The organism is Parasutterella secunda (assembly GCF_024733725.1).
In the GTDB taxonomy this organism is placed as follows: Bacteria; Pseudomonadota; Gammaproteobacteria; order Burkholderiales; family Burkholderiaceae_F; genus Aphodousia; species Aphodousia faecalis.
In genome coordinates this window covers 50,026-66,404 of the sequence record NZ_JANRHP010000002.1, presented here as the reverse complement: position 1 = coordinate 66,404, position 16,379 = coordinate 50,026, and the positions used below count along the sequence as shown (strand labels likewise).

17 protein-coding genes are annotated in these 16,379 nt (G+C 45.9%); 4 read left to right on the top strand and 13 right to left on the bottom strand.

The annotated features are described in order from the left end of the window. Positions 1 to 51 precede the first annotated feature (51 nt). Complete coding sequence (locus tag NW199_RS02180; RefSeq protein ID WP_258333504.1) at positions 52 to 486, top strand: rhodanese-like domain-containing protein; 435 nt, start codon at positions 52 to 54, stop codon at positions 484 to 486. Positions 487 to 530: 44 nt separating this feature from the next. Here NW199_RS02180 and trpB read toward each other — a convergent pair whose 3' ends face one another. Continuing rightward, positions 531 to 1,781, bottom strand: coding sequence for a tryptophan synthase subunit beta (gene trpB / locus NW199_RS02175; protein ID WP_258333503.1), 1,251 nt, complete (start codon positions 1,779 to 1,781; stop codon positions 531 to 533). A gap of 371 nt (positions 1,782 to 2,152) precedes the next feature. On the opposite strand from trpB, the gene NW199_RS02170 reads away from it, so the two are divergent. After that, positions 2,153 to 4,486, top strand: coding sequence for a S8 family serine peptidase (locus tag NW199_RS02170; RefSeq protein ID WP_258333502.1), 2,334 nt, complete (start codon positions 2,153 to 2,155; stop codon positions 4,484 to 4,486). Positions 4,487 to 4,553: 67 nt separating this feature from the next. Here the strand turns inward: NW199_RS02170 and NW199_RS02165 are convergent, their stop codons facing one another. The 4 genes from NW199_RS02165 to NW199_RS02150 all read right to left on the bottom strand — a co-directional run bounded on the left by NW199_RS02165 (position 4,554) and on the right by NW199_RS02150 (position 7,691). Beyond that, a complete protein-coding gene (locus NW199_RS02165) occupies positions 4,554 to 5,360 on the bottom strand; it encodes an aldo/keto reductase (protein ID WP_258333501.1) in 807 nt (268 codons plus the stop codon). A gap of 61 nt (positions 5,361 to 5,421) precedes the next feature. Next, a complete protein-coding gene (locus NW199_RS02160) occupies positions 5,422 to 6,255 on the bottom strand; it encodes a transporter substrate-binding domain-containing protein (RefSeq protein ID WP_249092593.1) in 834 nt (277 codons plus the stop codon). Between the two features lie 17 nt (positions 6,256 to 6,272). Next, positions 6,273 to 7,022, bottom strand: coding sequence for an amino acid ABC transporter ATP-binding protein (locus tag NW199_RS02155; RefSeq protein ID WP_249092592.1), 750 nt, complete (start codon positions 7,020 to 7,022; stop codon positions 6,273 to 6,275). A 15-nt stretch (positions 7,023 to 7,037) separates the two neighbouring features. Further along, positions 7,038 to 7,691, bottom strand: a complete 654-nt coding sequence (locus NW199_RS02150; protein ID WP_283162572.1) for an amino acid ABC transporter permease — start codon at positions 7,689 to 7,691, stop codon at positions 7,038 to 7,040. A gap of 231 nt (positions 7,692 to 7,922) precedes the next feature. Here NW199_RS02150 and pyrF point away from each other — a divergent pair, with 231 nt between their 5' ends. Then, positions 7,923 to 8,741, top strand: coding sequence for an orotidine-5'-phosphate decarboxylase (pyrF, locus tag NW199_RS02145; protein WP_258333499.1), 819 nt, complete (start codon positions 7,923 to 7,925; stop codon positions 8,739 to 8,741). A gap of 126 nt (positions 8,742 to 8,867) precedes the next feature. Here pyrF and NW199_RS02140 read toward each other — a convergent pair whose 3' ends face one another. Together NW199_RS02140 and NW199_RS02135 are read right to left on the bottom strand one after the other, a co-directional pair. Further along, positions 8,868 to 10,169: an anaerobic C4-dicarboxylate transporter gene (locus NW199_RS02140; protein WP_249092589.1), complete on the bottom strand. Its 1,302-nt coding sequence runs from the start codon at positions 10,167 to 10,169 to the stop codon at positions 8,868 to 8,870. 240 nt (positions 10,170 to 10,409) lie between these two features. Beyond that, on the bottom strand, positions 10,410 to 11,273 hold the full coding sequence (locus tag NW199_RS02135; RefSeq protein WP_258333498.1) for a LysR family transcriptional regulator: 864 nt from the start codon (positions 11,271 to 11,273) through the stop codon (positions 10,410 to 10,412). Positions 11,274 to 11,551: 278 nt separating this feature from the next. On the opposite strand from NW199_RS02135, the gene NW199_RS02130 reads away from it, so the two are divergent. Then, positions 11,552 to 11,953, top strand: coding sequence for a cupin domain-containing protein (locus tag NW199_RS02130; RefSeq protein WP_258333497.1), 402 nt, complete (start codon positions 11,552 to 11,554; stop codon positions 11,951 to 11,953). A 57-nt stretch (positions 11,954 to 12,010) separates the two neighbouring features. On the opposite strand, the gene NW199_RS02125 is transcribed toward NW199_RS02130, so the two are convergent. Genes NW199_RS02125 through ribH form a run of 6 tightly spaced genes read right to left on the bottom strand, consistent with a single transcriptional unit; the run spans position 12,011 to position 16,369 of the window. Next, the gene (locus NW199_RS02125; protein WP_249092586.1) at positions 12,011 to 13,345 is read right to left on the bottom strand and encodes a hemolysin family protein; all 1,335 of its coding nucleotides are present in this window, start codon (positions 13,343 to 13,345) and stop codon (positions 12,011 to 12,013) included. Between the two features lie 33 nt (positions 13,346 to 13,378). Then, complete coding sequence (locus NW199_RS02120) at positions 13,379 to 13,867, bottom strand: CinA family protein (RefSeq protein ID WP_022473156.1); 489 nt, start codon at positions 13,865 to 13,867, stop codon at positions 13,379 to 13,381. 1 nt (position 13,868) lies between these two features. Further along, a complete protein-coding gene (locus NW199_RS02115) occupies positions 13,869 to 14,342 on the bottom strand; it encodes a phosphatidylglycerophosphatase A family protein (RefSeq protein WP_249092584.1) in 474 nt (157 codons plus the stop codon). A gap of 37 nt (positions 14,343 to 14,379) precedes the next feature. Next, positions 14,380 to 15,381: a thiamine-phosphate kinase gene (gene thiL / locus NW199_RS02110; RefSeq protein WP_258333496.1), complete on the bottom strand. Its 1,002-nt coding sequence runs from the start codon at positions 15,379 to 15,381 to the stop codon at positions 14,380 to 14,382. Between the two features lie 4 nt (positions 15,382 to 15,385). Next, positions 15,386 to 15,886 carry a transcription antitermination factor NusB gene (gene nusB / locus NW199_RS02105; RefSeq protein ID WP_022473154.1) on the bottom strand — a complete coding sequence of 167 codons (501 nt, stop codon included), beginning with the start codon at positions 15,884 to 15,886 and terminating at the stop codon, positions 15,386 to 15,388. Positions 15,887 to 15,889: 3 nt separating this feature from the next. Beyond that, the gene (ribH, locus tag NW199_RS02100; RefSeq protein WP_258333495.1) at positions 15,890 to 16,369 is read right to left on the bottom strand and encodes a 6,7-dimethyl-8-ribityllumazine synthase; all 480 of its coding nucleotides are present in this window, start codon (positions 16,367 to 16,369) and stop codon (positions 15,890 to 15,892) included. Positions 16,370 to 16,379: the final 10 nt, after the last annotated feature.

The following is a 16,379-nucleotide window of genomic DNA, read 5'->3' as shown; positions in this document are numbered from 1 at the left end:
CGCAATCCCCATCTCTCAACGATTTGGGGATTGTTTTTTAGGAACGTTCATATGCTAAGAGCTCTTTTTCTTTCCTCACTGACTATCTTGGCGATTTCCAACGCACATGCCTTGGAACCGGTAGAACCTCAACCAGCCGTTCCACTAACTTTTACTAACCAAGCCTACCAAAAAGTGGTTCTGGCAGAAGCCTTAAAGATGATCAAAGAAGGCGTGGTTGTAATTGATGTGAGAAATCCGATTGAACGATTGACAGAAGGCTACATCAAAGGATCGGTTAATGTACCGCTATCTTCACTTAAATCCGGTGCAAAATTAACCGCTGTCCCCGATTTTGATCAAAAGGTCCTTGTGCATTGCCGCTCAGGCGTTCGTGCTGAAAACGCCGCACGAATCCTCATTTCGACCGGCTACAAACATGTCTACAACATGTACGGAACCTTGCAATGGCCCTACAAACTTGAAAACGCCATCTTGTCAAAATAAATTTCAAAAAGGACGATCTCAGTCGTCCTTTTTGTCGTCCTCTTTTAAATGAGATGATATTTTTCCTGAAACGCCGCCAGAGACTCTGTACTGAGATGTCCGTCGGTCAAAATGCCCTCAGCTTTTAGGCGATCGTAAACTTGGAAAATATCCTTATCTCCTCTCCCCGATAAATTCACGATAACTTTTTGCTCTCTCATAGGATCAGCCTTCGCCATTTTTAGGGCATAGGCCAAAGCGTGAGAACTTTCCAACGCCGGAATAATGCCTTCTTGCAGGCTCAAAAGCATGAAAGCCTCAAGCGCCTCAACATCCGTAATCCCCACATATTGAGCTCGGCCGATAGACTGCAAATAGCAATGTTGAGGCCCAACGGAAGGGAAATCCAAGCCAGCAGCAATGGAATAGGACTCTTCAATTTCCCCTTTTTCGTTTTGCATATTGAGAGCATTAGCCCCAAAGAAGATTCCTTCTATCCCCGTCTGCAAAACGCATCCGTGCTTTCCGCTTGAGATACCGAAACCAGCAGGTTCCACTCCGATTAACTTCACATTTTCTTCATCAATGAAATCATTAAAAAGACCAATTGCATTGGAGCCTCCGCCTACACAAGCGATTACTGCATCGGGTAAGCTCTGCTCTGCAAAGAGAAACTGTTTTTTTGCCTCTTCACCAATCACCTTTTGGAATTCTCTAACAATTGTTGGGAAGGGATGGGCGCCGGCTGCTGTTCCTAACAAATAATGGGTAGTGTCTAAATTCTCAACCCAATCATCAAGAGCCGCCTCGCAGGCTTCTTTTAAAGTTGCAGAACCTTTTGTTACGGCGATGACCTTGGCCCCCATCAACTCCATACGAAAGACATTGGGCTTTTGTCGTTCAATATCCTTAGCCCCCATATAAATCACGCATTCAAAACCCATTAATGCGCAAGCCAAAGCCGTTGCCACTCCATGCTGACCAGCTCCAGTCTCTGCAATAATGCGTGTTTTTCCCATACGTTTCGCTAAAAGAGCCTGCCCCAATACCTGATTAGTCTTGTGGGCGCCGCCGTGCACCAAATCTTCGCGTTTGAGGTAAATTTTTGTCTTTGTCCCCCGTGTCAAATTACGACACGGCGTCAACGGAGTCGGACGGCCGGCATAATCACACAACAAAGACTTTAATTCCTTCCTGAAGTCCGGATCCTTTTGTGCTTTACAAAATTCCGTTTCCAATTGATTTAACGCAGGAATAAGTTCAGCAGGTACATATTGACCACCGTACTGACCAAAGAAAGCATTCATAGTAGACATAAGTCACTCCTAATAGTTCTTAATCAGGCGGACTTATATGGATGGATTGGGATTCAAACAATAAACCCGCTCAGATTAAGGCGGGTTTTGAAAATCGTTGCAACAACCTCAGGCACCCGCTTTAGGAGTGCCAACGCCAAGAAAGGGAGGTTTGATATACAACGCTCATAGAAAAAACTTTTCACCAAGTGTCTTTGAGTCTAACACATAACAAAAGATTTCTTTGATGGCTTCTAAGCGATTTTTACTAGAAAAACTCGATTTTAGTACACCTCTCATGCATTCGGTCAAGTGGTATTAACGATAATGGGGCGCTAAATTTTTCGGGCGTATTCTCCTAGACATATGTGTTGATAGAGGGGGATAAGTCTATGAATAAGCTATTTAAAACTCTTTGGAGCGAAAGCCGTCAAACCTATGTTGTCACAAATGAGACACAACGCACTCATGGGAAACCAAAGACATGTATTTTGGCTGTTGCTGTCACTTTGAGTGCGCTTTTAGCTTTGCCTGCCCAAGCGTATGTTGAAAAAGGTCAAGTGGCAGACAGTCCGTCAACAATGAGCCAAGCCGTTGCTTCGTGGCAAAGCAAAGAATTCAAAAAAGATTGGGGCTTGACTGCTATGAAGGCTGCCAACGCTTATGCATTAGGTTTTCACGGTCAGGGTGTGAAGCTCGGCGTGATGGATTCCGGTGCACTTTTGCAATCGCATCCTGATTTAAGAGGAGAACGTTTCCACGCCACCACCGCTCAAGGCACATACAGCCGAACCGGCAATCGTTATCCCCAAGGGGCTGCAAAGCAATTTGACGCCACCTATGAGAAAGGAGAACCTTTTGACGTTTCCGGTGATTGGATGGTCAATGTCAACGATTCTCACGGCACTCACGTCGCCGGCACCATTGCTGGTAATCGAGATGGGTCTGTTTTCCACGGTGTTGCCTGGGGAGCTGAACTTTATTCGGGCAATACCGGTGGCACGGACTCGAGCAACTACGGTCCATTCCTTGACTACGAATTCTTCTATCAGGGGTGGGGTGCCTTGGTAAAAGATGGAGCACAAGTCATCAACAACAGCTTCGGTACCAACACTCGTATCGTTCCCAACGGTAAAGTGAACGGCGCTGACGGTTTTGATATTTCCGACATGCTGCCCGTCAACACCACTCAGGAAACAGAGTACGAATATTTCCTATTCCAAAAGGTTTATGACGAGGGGAAAAACTTCGTCGACGCCGCCTATGATGCCGTTAAAAACAGCAACACGGTCCAGGTGATGACAACGGGTAATCGGGATATGAAGCATCCCTACTATCGTGCTTTGTATCCGTACTTTAATCCTGAAGCTGAAAGTCACTGGATCGCCGCTGCCGGCCTTCAAAAGTTATCGGGTGAAGGTGCCAAGGCTAAATACGGCTTAATCACTAAGTTCGATGAGGCGGGTAATGGTAAATGGTGGGCTGTTGCCGGTACAGGCGCTCATATTTATAGCTCCTCTGTCGTTGACGGAGACTATTTCATCCCCGGTCAAACCGACGATGAAGGGAATTTCGTCAAAGAAGGAACGCCATTGGGCACCCCCTACTATTCGTACTTAACCGGCACCTCTATGGCCGCGCCACACATTACAGGGGCCATGGGCGTTATTCTTTCCCGTTATCCGGACATGACTGCCGTTCAAGCCCGAACTGTGCTCTTTTCAACAGCCAATCACCGTAATCCGGATGGTTCTTTAATGGATGGTTGGGACAAGAACCTCAAAGAGGGTCAAGTATCTGACCGCTTGGGTTGGGGAACGCCCGATTTAAGTAAGGCGATGTATGGCCCGTCTCAACTCTTGGGTACGCTTGAGTACACACAAAACCAAAGAAAGCTTGACGTGTGGACCAATGACATTTCTCAGGTCGGTTGGGATCAACGCCGCAAAGAAGATAAAGAGTGGATGGCCATCACCAACAATGGCAAAGATACGGAAAATGCAGGCGTTATATACGAGGCCGGCACTGAACCGGAAAAAATTGGCGGCGCCTATCTTGTCGGCAACCACGTCACTGTTGTCGGTATAGATGACGATTCCATTGCTGTTTCAGATGCCAGAAAGTGGCGCGCTCAATACTATCAAAAACGTGCCAAGGCAATCAGCGATCATCTGCAAAAGACTGAAACAGGTACAGACGGCTACGATGGTCAACTCATTAAAGACGGTAGCGGTACATTAGTTTTAACCGGCCACAACGTTTACCGTGGCGGTACCATCGTTAAGGGCGGTAAGCTTTTGGGCTTTATCGACTCCTTTGGGACAAGCGGAAATGATCACAGCAACGGTAAAGTAGTGGTTGAAAACGGCCAATTTGGCATCATTAATTCGTTTGTTGATAACGTCACACAAACGGGGAAACATGTCGCCCACTCCAAGGCCGATCACTCTGTGGATATTACGGTGCAAGAAGACGGTACCTATCTGTTGGTTCCCGGCCAAACGGTTCAGTTAGGCAACGGAAGCCTGAATTTTGTTGATGGTCAAGTCGGTATTGATCTAATGGATCCTGCGATTCAACAGGCTTTGGATGCCGGTCAAACGATAACAGCCAAGGTCACCGCGGCTTCCATCAAAGGTGACTATCGAGCAATGGAAGTTGACGAATCCATTAAGGTGACAATCTCTCAAGATGGAAATTCTTTAGAGGTAAGCGTTTCAAAATAAAACTTATTTAAAAGTTTCTAGCTAATCACTTGACTCCCCTGAAAGGTAGACTTTTCAGGGGATTTTTTTAATACCAATCATGTTTTTCTTTTCGATCTAAACTTTCTATCTTCTGCATATCCTCTTGCGACAATTGAAAATCGAAAATAGCTAAATTCTCTTTAATGTGTTCTTGATTACAAGAACCAGGAATAACAGTTACGCCCCGCTGCAAATGCCAACGAAGAATAACCTGTGCCACCGTTTTTCCATAAGTGCGAGCAATAGTCAGCAAAACAGAATTCTGAAAAAGTTCTTGAGCGTGACCTCTTCCTCCAAACGGATACCAACTCTGAACAGCAATTCCCAAAGACTGGAGATGTTTCACCACGGCCTTGTCTTGGTAGAAAGGATGGATTTCGTTTTGAATCAAAACCGGTTGAATATCCACTTGTGGCAAAAATGCGTCCGTTTCCTGAATATAGTAACAAGACAGACCTGCCGCCCTTACCTTTCGTTTTGCAATAGCTTGCTCAATCGCTCGGTATGCACTCACATCATTTTCGGCAGGATGATGCAACATCATGATGTCAATGTAGTCTAAGTTAAGTTTTTTTAGTGCATCATCAATAGCCTTAGAGGCTTGGTCGTACTGATCAGGGTAAAGCTTTGTTTGAATGATGACTTTTTCACGCGACAGTCCTGAGCGTCGAACTGCTTCTCCAACTTCCTTCTCGTTTCCATAAAAAGAGGCCGTATCAATTAACCGGTAACCGCATTGAAGTGCACAACAAACCGCATTAACACATTGCTCGCCTCTTAAACTCCATGTTCCAAGGCCAATCCTTGGCAACTGAAAATCGCGCACGGTATCTATCTGAGAGGTAAATGACACTTCTAAGCTCCTGAAAAAAAAGGCCCCTTTTATACGATTCAGGGACCTATCAATCTCGCTTTTATTTCTTAGAAATATCTGTACCGAAAAACTGTGTTGAAAGCTTGGATAGTTCCCCTGATGCTCTTAAATCATTGAGAATTTTATTGAGTTCGGCTTGCAATTTTTCCGTTCCTTCTTTTTTCAGAGGGATACCGACAGAAGTTGTTTCATCAGCAATAGCGGCGATTTTTACAGCAGCCTGTGGATGGACTTTTTTGTAGTCGTAATAGACCACCTCGGCATTTAATGTTGCATCAATTCGACCGCTCAACAGCAATTCAAAAGTTTGGTTCAAATCGTCAACACCATCCACTTTTGCACCGTATTTTTCTGCAATTTCTGCATAGGTACTCGAAATAGTATTCGCGGTCTGTTTACCTTTTAAATCTTGCATGGATTTAATTTCAGTATTTTGATCGGAAACGATAACGACCGTACGGTTATAGGCATAAGGTTCTGTAAAACGATAGGCTTTTTCTCGCTCAGGCGTCATGTCCACACCGTTAATCATGATGTCATAGCGACCGGCTGAAATACCTGCCAACAGTCCGTCCCATTTTCCTTCCACAAATTGCGGCTCAACTCCCAACCTTTGAGCAATTAAACGACCGACTTCAATGTCGTAACCAGTGAGTTTGCCTGACTGATCATGAAAGGTCCATGGCGACCAAGTCCCTTCCGTCGCAATCACAATTTTTCCTTTGGTACGAATTTGATCCAAAAGATCTTGACCGGATTGAGTTGCCGACGTTTGCGCATCGACAGGTTCTTCTTTAGAACAGCCGCTTATTCCAAGCACAATAGATAACAAAGCGACGGGCAAAACCAATTGAAAAGTACGACGATTCAGCATTTTCATATCCTTTGAAATTATTCTTTAGCGCTTTCTTCTTCGGTCATTTGCAAAAACGCTTTTGTACGAGAATCCTTCGGATGCTCAAAAAACTCTTTGGCGCTTCCCGATTCCACCATAACGCCCCCATCCATAAACCAAACTTTATTGGATACGTTGCGAGCAAAACTCATTTCGTGCGTAACCACGAGCATTGTCATTCCGTCATCGGCCATTTCACGCATCAGAGTCAAAATACCCTGCGTTAATTCCGGATCGAGAGCTGAAGTCGGTTCATCGAAATAAATGATTTCTGGTTCAGCCGCTAAGGCTCTAGCAATGGCTACCCGCTGTTGCTGTCCACCGGACAATTCCGAAGGGTAATAGTCCTGTCGGTCTTCAAGACCCACTCGTTTTAATAGTGCTCGTCCTATATCCAATGCTTTCGCTTTCGAAACCCCTCGTCCGACAATGAGTCCTTCGGTTACGTTTTCCAATGCCGTTTTATTGAAAAACAGGTTGTAATTTTGAAAAACAAAAGCCGTCTTTTTGCGAATAGCCAAAATATCCTGGCGGTGCATCCGACTCATATCGTATGTTTTTTCATTAAAGGTCATCACTCCGGCATCGGCCTTTTCTAAAAAATTCATACAACGCAAAAGCGTCGTTTTTCCCGATCCGCTTGGACCGATAATGGAGATGACGTCACCTTTATTGATATTCAGATCCACCCCTTTAATTACTTCCAGGTCGCCGAACGATTTTCGTAAATTTTTCACTTCAATCATTTGAGCTCCCACGCATTAACGGCGACCGTACTTTTGCAAACGCTTTTCTCCACTCGTTTGCAGTTTGGTCAATACCGTGCAAAAAATTAGATAGATCAAACCTACTTCAACATAAAGCAGTAAAGGTTCGTACGTTCTGGCCACAATACGCTGCGTGGTCATAAACATTTCTGTCACCGTGATGTTGGCTGCCAAAGACGTATCCTTCACCATGGAAATAAGGGAATTACCCAGTGTGGGGAATGCTGTTCGAAAGGCTTGTGGCAAAACAATGCGGCGAATGGTTTGCCCCCAACTCATACCGGCGCAAAGACCTGCTTCAAGCTGACCTTTAGGAACCGATTCCAATGCCGCACGCATCGTCTCTGAACAATAGGCTCCCTCATTAATTGAAAAAACAACAACGGCCGCGACAAAAGGATCAATCAAAATACCAACGTGAGGTAAGCCGTAAAAAACGATAAAGAGTTGAACCAGAAGCGGCGTGCCGCGAATAATCCAAATATAAAAACGGGCAAGTTGGGTAAGAATCGGGACATTGGCAAACTGAATCAAGGCCACAATAACCGCGATGATCAGTGCAAACGTAAACGATAGGGCTGTAAGCGGAATCGTTACCAACAGTCCCGGCAATAAAATATCCCAAAATGAATCCAGAAAAAGTTCCATCGCCTCGTTCACGAATCAACCCTCAATAAAACCAAACATTTTCTCAAAATGGGAAACAAAAGAATTCGTCGGATCAAGATTTCTTACCGACGGATCAGAAGTGTTTCTGAGTATAAAAAGCAATTCTTTTGGGCGTCAAATACTTTTTCTCTATTGGCAAAAAATTGCTTCAAGTAGGCAACTTTGCAACACTCCAGTACAATTTTCAGAATATGTTTGGTGGGAGAAATCATGACCTTTATCGAAAAACTTAAAAACCGTTGGATTGAAAGTCAATCACTTTTGTGTGTTGGATTGGATCCGGACAAAAACCGCTTCCCCGACAGCATCAAAGAAAAGAAAGATTGTTACTACGAGTTCTGTACAGCCATCGTAGATGCAACCGCCTCTTTTGCCTGTGCTTTTAAGCCTCAGATTGCTTACTTTGCCTCCTGTGGAGCCGAGGCAGAACTCAAAGCCATTATTGAATACATCCACCAACACTACCCGAGCATTCCGGTTGTTTTGGATTCTAAGCGCGGTGACATTGGCTCTACCGCAAAACACTATGCCAAAGAGGCGTTTGTGCGTTATGCAGCAGATGCCGTAACGCTCTCCCCTTACATGGGTTTTGACTCCGTTCAACCGTATCTTGAGTATGAAGACCGGGGAGCCATCTTGTTGTGCCGAACATCCAATCCAGGCGGCAACGACATTCAAATGCTGAAAGTGGACGGTAAACCGATTTACCAAAGAGTGGCTGAATTAGCTGCGGGTCCTTGGAACTTAAACGGCCAGTTAGGGTTAGTGGTCGGCGCCACCTATCCCAATGAAATTGCCGCGGTTCGTTCCATTGTTGGTGACCTTCCCCTTCTCGTACCCGGAGTCGGCGCTCAAGGCGGAGATATTCAAGCTTGTGTGAATGCCGGCGCAACGACTGATAAATGCGGCATGATGATTAATTCAAGCCGCGCGATTTTATATGCTTCTAAAAAAGAAGATTTCAAAGAAGCCGCCGCACGTGTTGCTAAGGAAACTCGAGACAAAATCAATCAGGCTCGAGGCCTTTAAAAATTAAACGCTAAAACAAGTTTGCCCAAGATTTTTCTTGGGCTTTTTCATTCAAAATCCCCGAAAAACCATTTCGATCTTTCGGGGATTTTTTTGCTTTCAGTTCACTGAATTCTTAATTGCCAATTAGAAAACGATACTGGCAAGCAAGAAACCGAACGGGATAGCGGCAGCCAAACCCAAGCAACCCGGCAGGAAGAAGGGGTGGTTAATCACAAACGAGCCGCTCCATTTACCCATGTAAGAACCCGTATCGTCGCAAGAAACGGCGAAAGCGGAAGTCGGGTAAACGTTCGTCACGAAGATACCGGACACGGCAACGAAGCAAGCCAAAATCATGGGAGCGTCGCAACCGAGGCTGGCAGCCACCGGGACGAGCAATGCGGAGGTCGCACCTTGCGAGAAGAGCAAAGCAGACACGCAGAAGAAAGCCAAAGCCAAGAGACCCGGGTATTGGCCGAGCAACACCGTAGCTTGTTCCTTAATAGAGGGAACATAAATTTCAATAACGGTAGAAGCAAACCAGCAGATACCGAGAATCACAACCAAGGATTCATAACCGCCATGGAAGATCGTGGATTCCTTAATCTTCGTGAGCTTGACATCACAGAACCAGTACATCAGCATCGAGATGAAGAGCATCGTGATAACGATGATGTCGCGAGAGCCTAATGTATGACCGATCTCTTGCTTAAAGAGCAACATCAAAACGATGAAGAGCACGCCCAAGAGGAACAAGCCCACAGAAAGCTTGGCTCCCTTCGGCAACGGCTTTTCAAGTTCTTCCTTACTCGTCATCGAAACGAGACCTTCCTTCATACGTTGTTGGAAGATCGGGTCCTTAGCGAGATCAACGCCTTGGAAGGCAGAGATCAAAGAAGCAACAGCGGCACCGAACAAACCGGCAGGCAAAATCACCATGAGGGCATCGCCGAAAGATACGCCCATCTTTTCAACCACGACATACATGGCGGCCGTAGCAGCAGAGATGGGAGAAGCGGAAATAGCGATTTGGGAAGCCACCACAGCCGAAGTCAACGGTTGAGAGGGACGAACACCATTTTGCTTAGCCACTTCTTGAACGACGTTCAAAATGGCCATCGTGGTAAAGCCCGTACCGGAGAAAATCGTCAACGTAAAGGCGATTGCCGGAGCGAGGATATTGATGTACTTCGGATTACTGCGCAAAATATGCGAAGCGACACGAATCATATAGTCCATACCGCCAGCGACGTGCATCACAGAGCATGCAAAAAGCACACTCATGATGATCAAAATCACGTCAAGAGGCATCGGTCCGGGCGGGATACCGAAAATAAAAACGGCGACCGCCATACCGAGGCCGCCAGCCATACCTACACCGATTCCACCCAATTTAGCCGCGTAGATAATAATGGCAAAAAGGAAAATAAAATGTAACCAAACCATAATATGGCTCCATAAAAAACAGGAGAGTTTTTATATTTTTTGTGTTTACTCCACTTAGAACGCAAACACACAGACAATAGACAACGTCCGCTTTCTATCATCTGCAATTTCGATTCTATTACTACGTACTATTGAGCTTTGTTCTTGTTATCGGTCTACTTGATTGCTATCAACTTAATTTACAAGGTTTTACTTATTATTCTGGCTATCCCTTAAGGGAGAACACTACCTCAAGCATTCTTATTTAAAACTCTTTTGTAATAACACTTCTTTAAGCGCTTTTATGTTGGGAGAGTTCTCTGCCCGCAAATACATTAAGTCAACTTGAACAAAGGCTAGGGACTTGGGCAAGGGATGAATCGAAACCATGTCAAAACAATTAAATTGTTCTAACCAATAAAAAGGCACAATGGCAAAACCCAAACCGCCAGCCACAGAACCGACAATGGCTGAATATGACTGAAGTTCAACGATTCGAGCTGGCATTGTTCCCATATAGTCAAACCACTCCAAACAACGGCTGTAATATTGACCCGTGGTATGAAACACCAAAGCGGTCTGTGTCGAGAGCTCTTCTTTTAAAACAAAACGATTTTTTTGAGTGATAACAACCAGTTTTTCTCTAAAAAGCGGAATACTTGTCAACCGTCCGTCACCCTTAGAGTGAAGCACAACACCGGCATCCAATTCTCGGCACAAAATAGCTTCTTTAATGCGCTCACTTGGAGCAACTTTCAATGACAAATCAATTTTTGGATAGTGCTTAAGCAACTTGGAAATCGGACGACTAAGCCGTGTCCCCACTAAGTGGTCCGTTGATCCAAAGCGCAGTACACCGTGAGGTTCCTCATCGAGGATTTTGCTTTCGGTCTCCCGAACAAGTGAAAGAATTTTTCTGGCATCTTCTGCCAGTGCTAAAGCGTGAGAAGTCGGAGACAATTGACGTCCGCGCTTTTCAAATAAAGTTACTGATAGACGATTTTCTAAATTCTGCAATCTCATACTGACAGCAGAAGGCACCCGATGCAGCGATTGAGCCGCTTTTATGACTCCGCCCGTCTCCACAACGGCCAAAACCGTCCGTAAATCATCAAGGTCAATCATTCAAGAAAATTGAATTAAATAATCAAGATAATTTCATTGTACAGAATATTAAACCCACCTATACTTCTTAAGGGTCAAACCCGATGGCATTTCCCCAATAGAATGTCATCGAATAATATAGCTCCTTCCTTAGGGAACTTTTTTGGTCCTGCCATGCGCAGGACTTTTTTTTCTCCGCATGAAACAAATGAGCAAAAATATGCTTTTACTGCGGAGGTTTTTGTCCGTTTCCGAGTCTAAGCTTTGGCTTGTCTTAAGCTTTTTATTGGAGACTGATGATGACAGGAGAAAAATTCGGACCTTTTGCCCGAGGAGCCAAAAATGATGCATACGCCCAATATTTTATTGGACAGAGTTATCTCAACATGCTCACAACGAGCGGTGTTGTGACAGCCAACGTCACCTTTGAACCCGGTTGCCGCAACAATTGGCATATTCACCACAAGGGCGGACAAATCTTATTAGTCACCGCTGGACGCGGCTACTACCAGGAATGGGGAAAAGAGCCGCAGGAACTTCATCCGGGGGATGTCGTCAATATCGCTCCGGAAGTTAAACACTGGCATGGAGCTGCACCTGACAGTTGGTTTGCTCACATCGCCATTGAAGTCCCTGCCGATGGGGCCAAAAACGAATGGTGCGAACCAGTCGGTGATGAGGAATACAGCAAATTAGCCTAAATATATTAATGGCCGCAGAAAGAAAATTTTGCGGCCATTGCCTTATCCGACACTAGGCTAGTTTTCTTGCCCCGATCCTGCTTCAGACTCAGCCTTTTCTTCAATGCAAGAGACCAACACTTTATCGATACGTCGGCCATCCATATCAACAACCTCAAAGCGCCAGTTGTCCCACGTTACGACATCTCCGGTCTTCGGTAAATGACCAGTCATCCAAATAATCATTCCGGCCAATGTGTTGTAACGGCCGTCAGCTTCATTGGGCAACTGTTTAAGGTTCAACTGGTCTTTTAACTCCGGCACCGGCATCATGCCATCGACCAAAAGTGACCCATCTTCACGTTTAATTGCCCAGTCTTCCTCTCCCGGAACGTTTTTAAATTCACCGGCAATAGCTTCGAGCACATCGCGAGGACTGACAATACCCTGCACGGAACCATACTCATCAACCACAATGGCAAGCGGAACGTCATTTTCTTTAAAGTTATCCAAAAGTTCCAAACCGGTTAAGGATTCCGGCACATAAACAGCCGGTATCAAGTGTGTGGTGAAATCCACTTCCCCGGTGTCTACAATCTGCTGCAAAAGGTAACGGGTAGAGCAAAAACCTTTGATATCGTCAAGCGAACCATCGCAAACCGGCAATCTCGAATGTTTCGAAGTCACCAATTTTTTAATGTTTTCCTGTGCTCCGTCCTGAATATCAATCCATTCCACTTCATTTCGCGGAGTCATTAATGTACCGATCGTGCGGTCATCCAATCGGAAAATATTGCGCACCATGTCACGCTCTTGCACTTCAATGGTTCCGGCCTCACTGCCTTCGACCACCATTTGGTGAATTTCTTCTTCAGTTACAGCCGCTTCCTCTACATTTTGCTTTCCAGTCAGTTTCAAAAGCAGATCCGTTGAAACCGACAACAATTTCACGAAGGGCGCCATTAAAACAGCTAAAAAATTAATCGGCGGAGCGATGCGGCAAGCAACACCTTCCGGATTCATTTGTCCTAAACGTTTCGGAACCAATTCACCCAAAACGATGGAGAAATAAGTCACTAAAACGACCACTAAAAGCAATCCCACTGCACGGGCCGTATTGACTTCTACACCGAAACTTTCATTTAACCAAGCCGCCACTGGCGTTGCTAAAGCAGCCTCACCGACAATACCGGACAAAATACCGATTGAGGTAATGCCAACCTGAATGGCAGAGAGCGCTCGTGTGGGTTCCTCGTTGAGTTTAAGAGCAACTTTCGCTCCGGAATTTCCGTCATCAATTTTCATCTGCAAACGGGCTTTTCGGCTCGTCACCAATGCGATTTCACTCATCGCAAAAATACCGTTTAAGAAAATCAGGGCTAAAAGGCAAAGAACATTAAACCAATTGTCCATTTTTCATTCACCAACGATTCAAAAATATTCCTATCAATTTTTCTCAATCAAATGACAAAGACCTTCAAGTGCCGTCCTTATAGTCGACTCGCGCACAGCGTTGCGATCACCGGAAAACTGATGTCGTTTAACAACAGGGATTTCTCCTTTTTTGCACCAGGCCAAATAAACGGTTCCAACGGGCTTGCCGGGAACAGCACCGCCGGGCCCCGCAATTCCGGTTACAGCCACCGCAACCGTTGCCGTTGATCGGCTTAAAGCGCCGAGAACCATTTCAGAGGCGGTTTGCTCACTGACAGCTCCGTAGCGACAAAGCGTTTCATGCTTCACACCCAGCAAATCCTCTTTAGATTGATTGGTATAGGTGACAAAACCTCGATCAAACCATTCACTTGATCCTGCAATTTGAGTGATTGCACAAGCGATGCCTCCGGCCGTACAGGACTCCGCCGTGGCCAGCACTGCTTTGTGCGCCGACGCGCACCGACCTACTCGCTCAGACAATTCAACAAAAAGTTCCATATCAGTACAACACCCACTGCACGGCAAATAAAATCAGCCAAGCGTAAACAGCCGCGATGGCATCATCGAGCATAATGCCAAAACCATTCTTCATTTTTTTATCGAAGTAATCCGCGGGCGGCAACTTGACAATGTCAAAGAAACGGAAAGCCACAAATGCGGCGATCTGCCACAAAAGAGTCGGCGGCATCAGCGCCAAAAGCAACCAAATAGCAAAGACCTCATCAATCACAATGGAACCGTGATCCTGAACCCCCAGGTCCTCTGAGGTCTTCTGACAAGCCCAAGCTCCAATAAAAAAGGTCGCGGCTACAATAAAAAACCAAGCCGTATATGGAATCCAAGGATCTAACAAAACGAACACAATCCAACCGGCCAATGTTCCCCAAGTGCCTGGGGCCGGACGAATCACTCCACTGGCAAAAAATGAAGCAATGATGTGCGCCGGGTGACTGAATGCAAAGGCACAAGTCATTCGGATCCTATTGACCGGATTGTTACTGCTATATTTTTCAAACATTTTCCTGAGCGAAATGATCAAATCCATAGAAAGTATTTTGAATTTCGCCACCATCATTATTTAAAAGTTTCAAACCGCTTGAAACAACCTTTCCTACTCTGGTCAGTAGTAGCGGCTGTCCATTTTCCTGACATTTTTGTGCGTAATCAATGATGCGTTGTCTGGCGCTTTCCGGAGCGGTCCAGACCAATTCATAATCATCGCCCCCTGCCAACTGAGCCTGTCGGCGCTCTTCTTGTGTTCGCCGGGCTAATTGCGGACTAACTGCTAGACGATCGACATAAACCTCAGCACCAACATTCGATCGTACAAGAATGTTGCCAAGATCTTTTAAAAAGCCATCGGAGATATCGGCGCAAGCCGTTGCAAAATGACTCAAAAATTGCCCCAACGCCACTCTGGGCACAGGCGTATCCATCGCCGCAGCCAAATAGCTGTCACAAGTTCCTGTCCACTGCCCCGTTCTTAGCATCAAAGCTAAATAAGCATCCCCTACCGTTCCACTTACCCAAATGTCGTCACCAATCTGTGCCCCCTGGCGGGTAAGTCCCCGCTCAACCTCTCCGATCGCCGTGATCGTGATACTGAATGGCGCTTGAGAATGACCAATTTTTGCAGTCTTTGTCGTATCTCCTCCGATAAGAGGACAAGCAAATTCCTTTGCACATTCGTAAAGACCACGGCTAAAGGCTTCAAGCCACGACGAATCACTTTTAGGCAACGACAACGCCAAGAAAAAACAACGAGGATCAGCCCCTGCGGCAGCCAAATCGGAAAGATTGACAGCTAAAGATTTTTTGCCAACCGTGTAGGGATCGGCATTGGGCAAAAAATGCGTTCCCGAGGCAACCGTATCTGTCGTTACCGCTAAACGCCTGTTTCCTACTTGAATGATCGCGCAATCATCCCCGATCCCTTGGGTAGGCCATTGACCGGGGATGTTGAAATTGAAGAAACGAGAAATGAGCTCTGTTTCACTAAGGCATGGGCCCATAAAATTACTTTTTCGCACCCACCTCAGTCGCACGCACATCAGCGGCTACTTTATCCAACACACCGTTGACATAGCGGAAGCCATCGGAACCGCCAAAAAGCTTAGCCAATTCCACAGCTTCATTAATCACCACACGGTACGGAATCTCAATATGAAATTTCAACTCGTAGGTACCCAACAAAAGAACCGAGCGTTCGACCAGGGACAAGCGTGAAATGTCGCGATCAACGTGCTTGGAGAAAATCGCTTGCAAATCTTCTGCGTGTTCAATGACACCGGCCAACAACTCCGAGAAGTGCTTCTTGTCGCAGCGCTCAAAATCGGCTGCATCAATAGCCGCTCCGGCAATGGGTTCACCGTCGTCACTTAAAACGCTCAAAAGCGTACGTTCAATTGTCACGGCATCCGCACCGCTTACCAACCATTCGTATACGCCTAAAAGAGCGAACTCTCTGGAAAGCGAACGCGCACCGCGGCTTGGGCGATGGGGTTTAACGTCTGTCATTGATTACTCCCCATCTTCCATGTCGTACTCAAATTCTTTACGAAGATTGGCCATCTCAACGGCAACCTGCGCGGCATCCGTGCCCTTTTGTTGCAAGCGGGCTTGAGCTTGCTCATCGTTTTCAGTGGTAAGCACGGCGTTTGCAATCGGGATATCAAAATCCAAACCAACCTGCATGATGCCGGAGGCCGATTCATTGGAAACAATTTCAAAATGGTATGTTTCACCGCGAATCACGGCACCGATCGCAATTAAAGCGTCATACTCTTCCGTTGCGGCCAATTGTTGAAGGGCAAACGGAATTTCAAGAGCGCCCGGCACGCGCATGAGCGTGATGTCTTCCTCAACCACACCCAATCGATCTAATTCTGCCAAACAAGCCTTTAACAGGCCTTCGCCGGCATACCCATTGAATCGAGATTGAACAATGCCGATTTTCAAACCGCGTCCGTCTAAGGAATTCTCAATAATGTCCATGGACATTGTGTTTCTC

Excerpts from the sequence above, each read along its gene's own strand:
- NW199_RS02180 (WP_258333504.1), top strand. The coding sequence starts at position 52 with ATGCTAAGAGCTCTTTTTCTTTCCTCACTGACTATCTTGGCGATTTCC.
- trpB (WP_258333503.1), bottom strand. The coding sequence starts at position 1,781 with ATGTCTACTATGAATGCTTTCTTTGGTCAGTACGGTGGTCAATATGTA.
- NW199_RS02170 (WP_258333502.1), top strand. The coding sequence starts at position 2,153 with ATGAATAAGCTATTTAAAACTCTTTGGAGCGAAAGCCGTCAAACCTAT.
- NW199_RS02160 (WP_249092593.1), bottom strand. The coding sequence starts at position 6,255 with ATGCTGAATCGTCGTACTTTTCAATTGGTTTTGCCCGTCGCTTTGTTA.
- NW199_RS02155 (WP_249092592.1), bottom strand. The coding sequence starts at position 7,022 with ATGATTGAAGTGAAAAATTTACGAAAATCGTTCGGCGACCTGGAAGTA.
- NW199_RS02150 (WP_283162572.1), bottom strand. The coding sequence starts at position 7,691 with ATGGAACTTTTTCTGGATTCATTTTGGGATATTTTATTGCCGGGACTG.
- pyrF (WP_258333499.1), top strand. The coding sequence starts at position 7,923 with ATGACCTTTATCGAAAAACTTAAAAACCGTTGGATTGAAAGTCAATCA.
- NW199_RS02140 (WP_249092589.1), bottom strand. The coding sequence starts at position 10,169 with ATGGTTTGGTTACATTTTATTTTCCTTTTTGCCATTATTATCTACGCG.
- NW199_RS02135 (WP_258333498.1), bottom strand. The coding sequence starts at position 11,273 with ATGATTGACCTTGATGATTTACGGACGGTTTTGGCCGTTGTGGAGACG.
- NW199_RS02130 (WP_258333497.1), top strand. The coding sequence starts at position 11,552 with ATGACAGGAGAAAAATTCGGACCTTTTGCCCGAGGAGCCAAAAATGAT.
- NW199_RS02125 (WP_249092586.1), bottom strand. The coding sequence starts at position 13,345 with ATGGACAATTGGTTTAATGTTCTTTGCCTTTTAGCCCTGATTTTCTTA.
- NW199_RS02120 (WP_022473156.1), bottom strand. The coding sequence starts at position 13,867 with ATGGAACTTTTTGTTGAATTGTCTGAGCGAGTAGGTCGGTGCGCGTCG.
- NW199_RS02115 (WP_249092584.1), bottom strand. The coding sequence starts at position 14,342 with ATGACTTGTGCCTTTGCATTCAGTCACCCGGCGCACATCATTGCTTCA.
- thiL (WP_258333496.1), bottom strand. The coding sequence starts at position 15,381 with ATGGGCCCATGCCTTAGTGAAACAGAGCTCATTTCTCGTTTCTTCAAT.
- nusB (WP_022473154.1), bottom strand. The coding sequence starts at position 15,886 with ATGACAGACGTTAAACCCCATCGCCCAAGCCGCGGTGCGCGTTCGCTT.
- ribH (WP_258333495.1), bottom strand. The coding sequence starts at position 16,369 with ATGTCCATGGACATTATTGAGAATTCCTTAGACGGACGCGGTTTGAAA.